Source organism: Achromobacter sp. UBA5777 (assembly GCF_002418565.1).
GTDB classification, from domain to species: domain Bacteria; phylum Pseudomonadota; class Gammaproteobacteria; order Burkholderiales; family Burkholderiaceae_B; genus Achromobacter; species Achromobacter animicus.
The window spans coordinates 1-12187 of the sequence record NZ_DIEJ01000278.1; the positions used below are offsets into that span (position 1 = coordinate 1).

Here is a 12187-nt window from a genome sequence, read left to right on the forward strand (position 1 = left end):
CAGGCTGCAGGCGATTGCCGCGCTCGGCCAACTGCCTGATCCCGCTGCGGCCGCGGTGCTGCAGGCGCTGGGCAGCGACCAGCTCTACGCCACTGCCGACGGCCGCGTGCTGATCGGCGCCGGCGGGTCGCGCGCCCTTGACCCATCCACGGGCGCTGCCGTGGACCTGCCCGCGGACGCGGGCACGATCTCCATCAACAACCGTCTGCGCCGCGCCATCGAGGCCGCGCTGGCGGGATCCCGTCTGTTTTCCGACAACGCCAACGAGCGTCTGGACGCGGCCCGGCGGCTGCAGCAGACCGGCGATCCGGCGCGACTGCCCATGCTGGAAAAGGCGCTGGCGGCGGAAAAGAACGAGGCCGTGCGCGGCGCGCTCGTGATCGCGCAGGCCAACCTGGAACTGAAAAGCGAAGACCCCGCCAAGCGCCGCCACGCGGTGCAGGTGTTGGGCGACACGAAGAATGCGGCCTTCCGGCCCACGCTGGCGGCGCTGACGCAGGAACGCGACGGAACGTTCGCCGAACCCGACGGCGGCGTGCGCGAGGCGGCGGCCAATGCGCTCAAGCAGATCGACCGGCACCTGGCCACGATCGAATGGGCAGGCAATCTGTTTTACGGCGTGAGCCTGGGCAGCGTGCTGCTGCTGGCTGCGCTGGGACTTGCCATCACCTTCGGCCTGATGGGCGTCATCAACATGGCGCACGGCGAGCTGCTGATGATCGGCGCCTACGTGACGTACGTGGTGCAGACCGTGTTTCGCGCCTGGCTGCCGGGTTGGCTGGATTGGTATGTCGTGGCCGCCCTGCCGCTTGCCTTCGTGGTGACGGCGCTCGTGGGCATGGCGCTGGAACGTACGGTGATCCGCTGGCTGTATGGCCGCCCGCTTGAAACGCTGCTGGCCACCTGGGGCATCAGCCTGATGCTGATGCAAGGTGTGCGGTCGCTCTTTGGCGCGCAGAACGTGGAGGTCGGCAACCCCAGCTGGATGTCGGGCGGCGTGACCGTGCTGGGCGGGCTGGTGCTTACCTACAACCGGCTCGTCATCATCGGCTTTGCGTTCTTTGTCGTCTTCCTGGTGTGGGCGTTGCTGAACCACACGCGGCTTGGCCTATTCGTGCGCGCCATCACGCAGAACCGGCGCATGGCTGACTGCGTGGGCGTGCCCACCGGACGCGTCGACATGCTGGCCTTCGGCCTGGGCTCGGGCATCGCGGGGCTGGCCGGCGTGGCGCTCTCGCAGCTTGGCAACGTGGGGCCGGACCTGGGCCGCGGCTACATCGTCGACTCGTTCATGGTCGTGGTGCTGGGCGGCGTGGGCCAGCTTGCCGGCACCGTCATCGCCGCACTCGGCCTGGGCGGCGTGAATAAATTCCTGGAGCCTTACGCGGGAGCTGTCATGGCCAAGATCACCATCCTGGTGCTCATCGTGCTGTTCGTCCAAAAGCGGCCGCAAGGCCTGTTCGCCCCCAAGGGCCGGAGCGTCGAATGAAACAGACCGCGCTGACCGACCTGAACCTGCTGGCACGCCGCCCGATCTTCTCGGGCCGCGTATGGGCCGCGCTGGCCGCGGGCGTCGTCCTGCTGGCGCTGTTGCCGCTGATGAATCTCGTGTTTCCGCCTGGCCATGCGCTGCATGTGTCGGCCTACGCCGTGGCCTTGATGGGCAAGTTCATGTGCTACGCCATGGCGGCGCTGGCGCTGGACCTGGTGTGGGGCTATGCGGGCATCCTGTCGCTGGGCCACGGCCTGTTCTTTGCGCTGGGCGGCTACGCGCACGGCATGTACCTGATGCGCGCCATCGGCCGCGACGGCGTCTACCAGAGCGACCTGCCCGACTTCATGGTGTTCCTGGATTGGAAGACCTACCCCTGGTACTGGTCCTTCACCGAACACTTCTGGTACGCGATGCTGCTGGTGGTGCTGGTGCCCGGCGTGCTGGCCTTCGTCTTCGGCTACTTCGCCTTCCGCTCGCGCATCAAGGGCGTGTACTTCTCGATCATTACGCAGGCGCTGACCTTTGCCGCGATGCTGCTGTTCTTTCGCAACGACACGGGGTTTGGCGGCAACAACGGCTTTACCGATTTCAAGCGCATCCTGGGCTTTGACATCACCGCGCCCGGCACGCGCGCCACGTTGTACTGGGTGACGCTGGCGGCGCTGGCCGGCGCGCTGATTCTCGCGCGCATGGTCACGCAGAGCAAGCTGGGACGCGTGCTGACCGCCGTGCGCGATGCCGAAAGCCGCGTGCGCTTCATCGGCTACGACCCGCTGGGATTCAAGCTGTTCGTGTGGACGCTGTCGGCCGTGCTGTGCGGCATCGCCGGGGCGCTGTACGTGCCGCAGGTCGGCATCATCAATCCCGGTGAAATGTCCACCGAGAACTCCATCGAGATGGTCATCTGGGTCGCAACGGGCGGGCGCGGCACGCTGATCGGCCCCATCATCGGCGCGGGCGCCGTCAACGGATTGAAGACCTGGTTCACCAGCGTGCTGCCGGAATACTGGCTGTACGCGCTGGGTCTCATCTTCGTGCTGGTGACCCTGTTCCTGCCCACCGGCATCGTCGGTCTTGCCCGCCGCATCGCGGCCCGCGTCCAGGAGAAAAAGGCATGACCACCACGCACATCGAATCGGCCGCGCTGGACGGCGGCCCGAGCGGCGACGCCGGCTATGGCCGGGTCAGCCCCAAGGGCCTGGACACCAGCCACGGCGCCATCCTGTACCTGGAAGGCATCACAGTCAGCTTCGACGGCTTCAAGGCGCTGAACGACCTCACGCTGGATATCGGCGTGGGCGAACTGCGCTGCATCATCGGCCCCAACGGCGCCGGCAAGACCACGATGATGGACGTCATCACCGGCAAGACGCGGCCCACGTCGGGCACGGCGTACTTCGGCCAGAGCATCGACCTGACGACGCTGAGCGAGGCGCAGATCGCGCACGCGGGCATCGGCCGCAAGTTCCAGCGCCCCACGGTGTTCGAGCAGCACACCGTGTTCGAGAACCTGGAATTGGCGATGAAGACGGACAAGCGCGTGCGCCCCACCCTGTTCTCGCGGCTGTCCACCGAACAGGCCGACCGCATCGGCGAGACGCTGGATCTGATCCGGCTTCGGGCCGAGGTCTGGCGGCCCGCGGGCCTCTTGTCCCACGGCCAGAAGCAGTGGCTGGAGATCGGCATGTTGCTGATGCAGGAGCCGCAGTTGCTGCTGCTGGACGAACCCGTGGCCGGCATGACCGACGCCGAGACCGAACGCACCGGCGAACTCTTGAACGAACTGCGCGGCCGGCATTCCCTGATGGTGGTGGAACACGACATGGACTTCGTGAACCAGATCGCGGGCGATGGCAAGGTGACGGTGCTGCACGAAGGCTCGGTGCTGGCCGAAGGCCCGATGAGCCGCGTGCAGGCCGACCCGCGCGTGATCGAAGTCTACTTGGGGCGCTGAACATGCTGGACGTAAGCACGATCGACCAATACTACGGCGGCAGCCATACCCTGCGCGGCGTGTCGCTGTCGGTGCGGCAAGGGGAATGCCTGGCGCTGCTAGGCCGCAATGGCGTGGGCAAGACGACGCTGCTCAAGTGCGTCATGGGCGTGCTGCCCGTGGCGCGCGGCGGCATCGCCTTCGACGGGGCCGACATCACGCGCCTGGCGCCGCACCAGCGCGCCGCGCGCGGCATGGCTTATGTGCCCCAGGGCCGCGACATCTTCGCGCGGCTGACGGTCGAAGAAAACATCCTGATGGGCATGGCGACCAAACCCGCGGCCCGCGCCCGCCGCATCAAGGAGGAAGTCTTTGAACTGTTCCCGGTGCTGAAAAGCATGCTGTCGCGGCGCGGCGGCGATCTGTCTGGCGGGCAACAGCAGCAGTTGGCCATCGCGCGGGCGCTGGTGGCCGAGCCCAAGCTCATCATCCTGGACGAGCCCACCGAAGGCATCCAGCCGTCCATCATCAAGGACATCGCGCGGGTGATCCACATGCTGCGCCAGCGCGGCGACATCGCGATCCTGCTGTGCGAACAGTATTTTGATTTCGCGCGCGAACTGGCGGACCAGTTTGTCGTGTTGTCGCGCGGCGAGGTGGTGGCAAGCGGCGGACGCGATGCGATCGACGGCGAGGACGTGCGGCGGCATCTGTCGGTGTGACGGCGACGCGGCGCCGCCGGACTGCGGCGCGGTAGATGGACTATGCTCCGGGTCTTGCCTTGCTCAATGGCATGGCGCAGTTGCATTGTGCAGATTCATCGCGCATCACCCGAAAGAGGAGCCCTCATGTCCCACGTCATCATCTATCACAATCCCAAGTGCGGCACCTCGCGCAACACGCTGGGCCTGATCCGCAACGCCGGCATCGAGCCGCAGGTCGTCCTGTACCTGGAAACGCCGCCCTCGCGCGACACGCTGAAGGCGCTCTTCAAGAAGGCCGGTGTCAGCGTGCGCGATGCCCTCCGCGAAAAAGGCACGCCCTATGCGGAACTGGGCCTGGACGACACGACGCTGTCGGACGACGCGCTGCTGGACGCGATCGAGCAGCACCCGATCCTGTTGAACCGTCCCTTTGTATCGACCCCGCTGGGCGCGAAACTGTGCCGGCCGTGCGAACTGGTGCTGGATATTCTTCCGTCGCCGCAGAAGGGCGCTTTCTCGAAGGAAAGCGGCGAGCCGGTTGTCGATGCCCAGGGCAATCGCATCCAGAAGTAAAAGCGGCCGTATCGAAGCGCGTTGTAAGGGAACTGACGGGTACGGTCATTACCATCGCGGCAACCGATTTATTACGCCGCAATGACGTGTCATGGATTCCCTGGAAAGCTTCAACCAGTCCCTTTTTCTTCTGATCAACGCCGACCCCGCCACGCCCGCGTGGCGGATCCATGCGGCCATGCTGGTGGCGAACAAGCTCATCCTGCTGGTGCCGGGCGTCATGGCCGCCGTGTGGCTGTGGGGCAAGGAGGCGCAGCGCAGCTTGATGCTCAAGGCGCTGGTTAGCGTCGCCGTGGCGCTGGCCGCCAGCTATTTGTGCGGCATGCTGTGGCCGCAGCCGCGGCCCTTCGTGATCGGCTTGGGGCACGCCTTCTTCACGCACAAGGCAACGTCGTCGTTTCCCAGCAATCACACGATCATCATTGCAACCTTCGCCTTCGCGCTGATCCTGGACCGGCGCTGGGCGGGATGGGGCTGGCTGGCGTTGGCGAGCGCCGTCCTCGTGGGGTCGTCGCGCGTGTATCTGGGCGTGCATTTCCCGCTGGATATCCTGGGCGGATTGTTGCTGGCGCCTGTGGCGGCGGCGGTCACGATTCCCGTGTGGCGCCGCGCAGGCGCACCGCTGACTGCGGCGGTGCAGGGGGTGTATCGCAAGGTGCTTGCCCTGCCGATTGCGCGCGGATGGATCCGCGCATGACGGGGGTCACGACGGCGGATGCGGCAGCGGCCGCGATGGCCGCTCCCGCCCTGCCCCTCAATTCACCGCGACCTTGGCTTCCTTGACCAGCTTCGCGTAATTCGCGGTGTCCGCGCCAATGCGCGCCTGCATTTCCGCGGGCGTATCGCCGATCGGCACCGCGCCGATCTCCGCCATGCGGCGCGTGAAGTCCGGCGAACGGATGATCTTCACCATCTCGGCATTCAGCCGGTCAACCACTTCCTTGGGTGCGGCGGCCGGCGCCAGCACACCGAACCACGTGCCCATGTTGAAGGGCTTCAGACCGGCCTCTTCCATGGTCGGCACGTCCGGCAGCGCGGCCGAACGCTGATTGGTGGTGACGGCCAGCGCGCGCAGCTTGCCGCTCTGGATGTGCGCGAGCACCGGCGTGATGGTGTCGAACGACATGTCGATCTGGCCGCCGAGCAGATCGGTCGTCAGCGGACCGCTGCCCTTGTAGGGCACATGCAGCAACTGCACATGGCCCGCGCGCTCGAACTGCGCGCCGATCAGATGCTGGCCCGTACCCATGCCGTTGGAACCGTAGGTCAGCTTGCCGGGCGACGCCTGCGCCAGTTTCAACAGCGACGCCACGTCCTTGGCCTGCAGTTTCGGGTTGACGACCAGCACGTTGGGCACCAGCGCCACAGTGGTGACCGGCGCGAAGTCCTTCTGGAAGTCGTAATGCAGGCTCTTGTAGACGCTGGTGGCGATGGTGTGATGCACCGCGCCCATCAGCAACGTGTAGCCGTCCGGCGCGGCCTTGGCGACGTAGTCCGCGCCCAGCGTGGAACCCGCGCCGGGCTTGTTCTCGACCACCACCGGCTGCCCCAGGCTCTTGGCCAATTCCTGCCCCAGCGCGCGCGCCAACACATCCGTCGTGCCCCCGGCCGGAAACGGCACGACCAGGCTCACGGGACGCGCCGGGTAGGACTGCGCCTGCGCGCCGGCCGAGAATGAAACGCCGATCAGGCAGGCGAACGCCAGGGCGCGCGCGGTCATCGCTTTCTTATGCATGATTTGTCTCCTGACTACGAATGAACTTCGCTTGTTGTTGTGTTGCCGGGCGCAGGGGTCGGATCTGAGGTCCTCTTACCTGACCGGATTTCCTGAAGCCGTAAGACAGATTCAGGTGTCTGACACCGGAACCGGTCTTACATCAAAGGGGGGTGTCTGACACCGGAAACAGTCCTACATCAAGAAGGGTGTCTGACACCGGAATCCGTCCACACCGGAATCCGTCCTACATCCGGAAGCTGTCTACGCCGCCTTGGCTTGCGCCGATTCAGCCAGCTTTGCGCAGACCGCCTTCGTCACCTGCTCAGTCGTCGCCCGCCCGCCCAGATCGCCGGTGTGCAGCGCGGGATCGGCGGTGACACTTTCGATGGCCTGCATCAGCCGCGCCGCCGCCTCGGTCTCGCCCAGGTGTTCCAGCAGCATGACCACCGACCAGAACGTCCCGACCGGATTGGCGAGTCCCTTGCCCATGATGTCGAACGCCGAGCCGTGGATGGGTTCGAACATCGACGGGTAGCGGCGTTCAGGATCGATGTTGCCGGTGGGCGCGATGCCCAGGCTGCCGGCCAGGGCGGCCGCCAGGTCGCTCAGGATGTCGGCGTGCAGGTTGGTGGCAACGATGGTGTCCAGGGTCGCGGGCCGGTTGACCATCCGGGCGGTGGCGGCGTCGACCAGTTCCTTGTCCCACGTCACGTCGGGGAATTCGCGGCTAACCTGCACGGCGATCTCGTCCCACATCACCATGGCGTGGCGCTGGGCGTTGGACTTGGTGACGACCGTCAGCAGCTTGCGTGGCCGCGACTGCGCCAGCTTGAACGCGAAGCGCAGGATGCGCTCGACGCCGGCGCGCGTCATGATCGACACGTCGGTCGCCGCTTCGATGGGGTGGCCTTGATGCACGCGGCCGCCGACACCGGAGTACTCGCCTTCGGAGTTCTCGCGCACGATCACCCAGTTCAGCTGTTCGGGCGTGCAGCGCTTGAGCGGGGCGTCGATACCCGGCAGGATGCGCGTCGGGCGTACGTTTGCATATTGGTCGAAGCCCTGGCAGATCTTCAGGCGCAGGCCCCACAACGTGATGTGATCGGCGATGTCGGGATCGCCGGCCGAACCGAACAGGATCGCGTCCTTGTCACGCAGCGCATCCAGGCCGTCGGCCGGCATCATGACGCCATGCTTGCGGTAGTAGTCCCCGCCCCAGTCGAAATCTTCAAATTCGAACCGCAAACCGCCCTGGGCCGCGAGTTCCTGCATGACGCGCTGGCCGGCGGGAATCACTTCCTTGCCGATGCCGTCGCCGGGGATGGTTGCAATGCGATAGGTCTTCATGGTGCCAGCGCTCCGTGCGGATGAGTCTGCTGGCACTGTACCGATCGCGGCCCGCGGTGGACGCGTCCGAATTCACAACATCTTCAACTTGAAGTTGAAAGTGCCGCCTCGATACGGCGCTGCGGCTGCGCGCTGCGCCACGCGGCCTCGTGCGCCAGCAGCCAGCGCTTGCGGTGCAGGCCGCCGCCGTAGCCCGTCAACGCGGCATTGGCGCCGATCACGCGATGACACGGAATGACGATGCCCACGGGATTGGCGCCGTTGGCCAGCCCGACCGCGCGCACGGCCGCGGGACGGGCGATTCGCGTCGCCAGCGTGCCGTAGCTGATGGTGCTGCCGCCTTCGATGCCGCGCAGCGCATGCCAGACCTGCTGCTGGAACGGCGTGCCGCCGAAGGCGACCGCAAGACCCGCGATGGCATCCACGTCGCCGTCGAAATACGCTTGCAGCGCGCGGCTTGCCTGCGAGGGTTGCGGGGCGTCCTGCAGGTGCACCGCGCCCCGGCCGTACTGGCGCTGCAACAGCAGGTGCATGCGGGATTCATAGTCTTCCCAGTCCACGGCGCGCAGGTGGGCTTGGGCATCGGTCAGCACGAGCATCCGGCCAATGGGGGTGGAAACGCGTTCCAGCAAAAAGGTGCGTACCGGCATGATGTCGCTCCGGATAGGTGTGCAAGCCGCCAATATAGACCCGCTGCCGGACCGGGCGCTGGCGGTTTTCGGACAGCAGTGTGACATTCACAACCTCGTCCGAAAACCGCTAGATCTTGCCCGCCCAGCGGCGTTAGCATCGCTTCATGAACCTGAACCACGATGCCTGCTACAGCGCCATCCAGGTGCGCGACGCCCGTTACGACGGCCGCTTCTTCACGGCCGTCAAGACCACGCGCATCTATTGCCGCCCGGTCTGTCCGGCGCGCACGCCGCTGTCGAAAAACGTCACGTTCTTTATGACCGCCGCAGCCGCGCAGGAGGCCGGGTTCCACCCTTGCCTGCGCTGCCGCCCGGAAACGGCGCCCGAAGTCGGCCCCGGCCACGAGTTGCCGCCCACCGTGGCGCGCGCATTGCAGCGCATCGAACTGGGCGCACTGGACGAGGCCGGCGTAGACGCGCTGGCGCAGCGCCTGGGCGTGGGTGAACGACAGTTGCGGCGGCAGTTCCGCCAGCATCTGGGCGCCTCGCCCGTCGCATTCGCACAGACGCGGCGCGTGCTGCTGGCCAAGCAGCTCATCCATGAAACGCAATTGCCCATGGCCGAGATCGCCTTCGCCTCGGGATTCGGCAGCATCCGCCGGTTCAACGAGGTGTTCCTGGACCTGTTCGGCCGGGCGCCCGGCGAACTGCGGCGTTCAGGCAAGCCGGAAATTCCGGCGGGCCAGGACGGGGAAATCAAGCTGCTGCTGCGCTACCGCCCGCCTTACGACTGGGACGCCATGCTGGCGTTCCTGCGGCTGCGCGCCATTCCTGGCGTCGAGTCCGTAACCGGCGACACCTATGCGCGCACCGTCAGCCTGGATGGTGCGCAGGGCACGGTCACGGTGCGGCCGGGCGCGGGCGACGCGCTGCAGGTGGCGGTGCGCTTTCCTCATCTGCCATCGCTGCCGGCCATCATCGCGCGCCTGCGCCGCGTGTTCGACCTGGCCAGCGACCCGGCGGCAATCGCCGCGCAGTTTGCCGCCGATCCGGTCATGACGGCGCTGATGCAGGCGCGGCCGGGGCTGCGCGTGCCGGGCGCGTGGGACGGGTTTGAACTGGCCATGCGGGCAGTGCTGGGACAACAGATCACGGTGGCCGCAGCCATCCGGCTGGCGGGCAAGCTGGTGGCGGCGCATGGCAAGCCGCTAGCGCAGCCGGAGGGTGCGCTGACGCATGTGTTTCCCGAGCCGGAAGTGGTGGCCGCCGCCGAGCTGGCGTCGCTGGGCATGCCGCGCAGCCGCGCGGCAACGCTGTCTGCGGTGGCCGCAGCGGCAGTCACGGACCCGCATCTCTTTGACGCCGCCGTCGACCTGGACGACGCCGTGCGGCGGTTGCGCACGATACGCGGCGTGGGGGAATGGACGGCGCAATACATCGCGCTGCGGCAATTGCGTGAGCCGGATGCGTTTCCGCATGCGGATATCGGCCTGATCCGCGCGCTGGAAAAACTGGAATCGCGGGCCTACACACCCGCGCAACTGCTGGCGCGGTCCGAGGCCTGGCGGCCGTGGCGCGCCTATGCGGCGCAGCACCTGTGGACGGCGTGAGCGCAGCCTTTCACCACCGCCCTTCCGACCCTTCTCCAAAATACGCCACCAGGAAATCCACAAATACCCGCACCTTGGCGGACAGGTGGTGCCTTTCCGGAAAAACCGCGTAGATATCCGCCTGCGGCAGCGCGTAGTCCTCCAGCACCTGCACCAGCCGGCCGCTGCGCAGGTAGCGCGCCAGGTCCCATTCCGCGCGTTGCAGGATGCCCAGGCCGGCCAGGCCCCAGGTCAGCGTGACCTCGCCATCGTTGCTGCTGAGGTTGCCGCGCACCTTCACGGTTTCGCTGCGCCGGCCTTTCGTGAAACGCCACAGCCCATAGGCAGCGTCGTTCTGGCGCAGCACGATGCACTGGTGCCGCGCCAGATCGTGCGGCGTGGCCGGCGTGCCGTATTTTTTCAGGTAACCGGGCGACGCGCAGACCAGGCGCCGGTTGGGCGCGATCTTGCGCGCGATGAGACTCGTGTCGGGTAGATCGCCAAAGCGCACCGCAACGTCAAAGGCCTCGCGCACGAAGTCGGCCGGCCGGTCGGTCAGCTGCAATTGCAGCGAGACCTCGGGATACTGCTGCGCGAATTGCGCGATGGCGGGTGCGATGTAACTGCGCCCGAAACCCAGCGGCGCATTGACCTTGAGCAGGCCGCGCGGAGCCGCCTGACGGCTGGCGATGAGCGCGTCCAGGTCGTCGATCTCGCCCAGGATGCGGCGGGCGTTCTCCAGATACACCTCGCCCTCGGCGGTAAGACTGAGGCGCCGCGTGCTGCGGTTGAAGAGCCGCACGCCCAGCCGCGCCTCGATCTGCGCCAGCCGCTTGCTGACTGCGGCGGGCGTGACGTCAAGCTCGCGCGCCGCGGCCGACATGCCGCCGGCGCGCGCAAGCTCAACGACAAGGAGCAGTTCGCTGGAATGCCCCATCTGCGTGGACCAGCCGCTCAGTCGCGGAAGTTCTCGAACTGCAGCGGCAGCTCGACGTCGGTCTTTTTCAGCAATGCAATGGCGGTCTGCAGGTCGTCGCGCTTCTTGCCCGAGATGCGCAGCTTGTCGCCGTTGATCTGCGATTCGACCTTGAGCTTGGCGTTCTTGATGGCGGCGATGAGCTTCTTGGCGACGGGCTGTTCGATGCCCTGCTTGATAGTGACCTTCTGGCGGGCGCCGCCCAGGTTTTCGAGCGGGTCGGCAACGTCCAGGCAGCGCACGTCGATGCCGCGGGCAGACAGGCGGCCGCGCAGGATGTCCAGCATCTGCTTGAGCTGGAACGCGCTGGAAGCGACCTGGGTCACGACATAGCCCTCGAGTTCGAACTTGGCTTCGGTGCCCTTGAAGTCGAAGCGCGTGGACAGTTCGCGGTTGGCTTGGTCGACGGCGTTGGTCAGTTCGTGTTTGTCGACTTCGGAGACGACGTCAAAAGTAGGCATGACACGGGGTCCTGTGAAAATTGGCGGGAAAGTGCAATGCCCGCCATTTTACCGGCCCCGCGTCCGGCGTCACGCCATCACGTCGTGACCACCAGCAGGCGCTCGGCCTGCAAGGGATGCGGCATGACATGGGCGTCGATGCCGTAGGCCAGGAACAGGTTCTTCGGCGTCAGCACCTCGGCCGGCGTGCCCGACGCGATGGCCCGGCCGCCGCACAGCAGGAGCAAGCGGTCGCACCAGCGCGCCGCCAGGTTCATGTCGTGCAGGATCACCAGTACGCCGGTATCGCCGTCGTGGGCCATGCCCGCCGCGACGCGCAAGAGGTCGCCCTGATGCTTGGGGTCCAGGCTGGCGGTGGGCTCGTCCAGCAGCAGATAGCGCGGCTCACCCTGCGCCCGGGCCGCCTTGCACTGCACCAGCACCCGCGCGAACTGCACCCGCTGCTGCTCGCCCCCGGACAGCTCGGGGTAGCGGCGCGCATTCAGATGCGACACGTCGGCCCAGCCCAGCGCCTGATCCACCAGCGTGTCCACCTGCGCGGGCGACAGTTCGGGAAACGGGTACGCCCCCATTGCCACCACGTCACGCACGTCCAGGTCGAAACTCAAGCCGGGCTTTTGCGGCAGCACGGCGCGCAGGCGGGCCTGTTGGCGATGCGCCAATTGCTGCACGTCGGCATCGCCCAGGCGGACCGAGCCAGCTTCCGGCGCCAACTCGGCGGACATCGCGCCCAGCAGCGTCGACTTGCCCGCGCCGTTCG

Annotated in this window: 13 protein-coding genes; 7 read left to right on the plus strand and 6 right to left on the minus strand. The window is 66.8% G+C overall.

Translation table 11 applies throughout. The features are described from left to right. From urtB to B3446_RS23750, 6 genes are all read left to right on the plus strand, one after another. Positions 1 to 1489, plus strand: a 1489-nt coding sequence (urtB, locus tag B3446_RS23725) for an urea ABC transporter permease subunit UrtB (protein WP_291385867.1), incomplete at its 5' end; no start/stop codon positions are given. Then, complete coding sequence (urtC, locus tag B3446_RS23730; protein WP_175137722.1) at positions 1486 to 2613, plus strand: urea ABC transporter permease subunit UrtC; 1128 nt, start codon at positions 1486 to 1488, stop codon at positions 2611 to 2613. The genes urtB and urtC, both read left to right, overlap by 4 nt. Next, entirely contained in the window at positions 2610 to 3449 is an 840-nt protein-coding gene (urtD, locus tag B3446_RS23735) for an urea ABC transporter ATP-binding protein UrtD (RefSeq protein ID WP_291385870.1), read from the plus strand. The genes urtC and urtD overlap by 4 nt, the downstream gene beginning before the upstream one ends. Before the next feature lie 2 nt (positions 3450 to 3451). After that, on the plus strand, positions 3452 to 4150 hold the full coding sequence (gene urtE / locus B3446_RS23740) for an urea ABC transporter ATP-binding subunit UrtE (protein ID WP_056571844.1): 699 nt from the start codon (positions 3452 to 3454) through the stop codon (positions 4148 to 4150). 126 nt (positions 4151 to 4276) lie between these two features. Beyond that, the gene (arsC, locus tag B3446_RS23745) at positions 4277 to 4705 is read left to right on the plus strand and encodes an arsenate reductase (glutaredoxin) (protein WP_291385873.1); all 429 of its coding nucleotides are present in this window, start codon (positions 4277 to 4279) and stop codon (positions 4703 to 4705) included. 91 nt (positions 4706 to 4796) lie between these two features. Continuing rightward, positions 4797 to 5402 (plus strand): phosphatase PAP2 family protein, encoded by a 606-nt coding sequence (locus B3446_RS23750; protein ID WP_291385874.1) that lies wholly within the window; start codon positions 4797 to 4799, stop codon positions 5400 to 5402. 57 nt (positions 5403 to 5459) lie between these two features. Here B3446_RS23750 and B3446_RS23755 read toward each other — a convergent pair whose 3' ends face one another. From B3446_RS23755 to B3446_RS23765, 3 genes are all read right to left on the minus strand, one after another. Beyond that, positions 5460 to 6440 (minus strand): Bug family tripartite tricarboxylate transporter substrate binding protein, encoded by a 981-nt coding sequence (locus B3446_RS23755; RefSeq protein ID WP_291385876.1) that lies wholly within the window; start codon positions 6438 to 6440, stop codon positions 5460 to 5462. Between the two features lie 243 nt (positions 6441 to 6683). Beyond that, entirely contained in the window at positions 6684 to 7769 is a 1086-nt protein-coding gene (locus B3446_RS23760; protein ID WP_191576094.1) for a tartrate dehydrogenase, read from the minus strand. Between the two features lie 83 nt (positions 7770 to 7852). Further along, positions 7853 to 8419, minus strand: coding sequence for a methylated-DNA--[protein]-cysteine S-methyltransferase (locus B3446_RS23765; RefSeq protein ID WP_291385879.1), 567 nt, complete (start codon positions 8417 to 8419; stop codon positions 7853 to 7855). A 146-nt stretch (positions 8420 to 8565) separates the two neighbouring features. Between B3446_RS23765 and B3446_RS23770 the strand changes: the two genes are divergently transcribed. Further along, positions 8566 to 10011, plus strand: a complete 1446-nt coding sequence (locus B3446_RS23770) for an AlkA N-terminal domain-containing protein (RefSeq protein ID WP_291385881.1) — start codon at positions 8566 to 8568, stop codon at positions 10009 to 10011. 10 nt (positions 10012 to 10021) lie between these two features. On the opposite strand, the gene B3446_RS23775 is transcribed toward B3446_RS23770, so the two are convergent. From B3446_RS23775 to B3446_RS23785, 3 genes are all read right to left on the minus strand, one after another. Beyond that, positions 10022 to 10927, minus strand: a complete 906-nt coding sequence (locus tag B3446_RS23775; RefSeq protein WP_291385883.1) for a LysR family transcriptional regulator — start codon at positions 10925 to 10927, stop codon at positions 10022 to 10024. Between the two features lie 17 nt (positions 10928 to 10944). After that, positions 10945 to 11427 (minus strand): YajQ family cyclic di-GMP-binding protein, encoded by a 483-nt coding sequence (locus B3446_RS23780; RefSeq protein ID WP_056571865.1) that lies wholly within the window; start codon positions 11425 to 11427, stop codon positions 10945 to 10947. 77 nt (positions 11428 to 11504) lie between these two features. Next, positions 11505 to 12187 (minus strand): heme ABC transporter ATP-binding protein (locus B3446_RS23785; protein WP_291385886.1); only part of this gene is annotated, 683 nt, incomplete at its 5' end.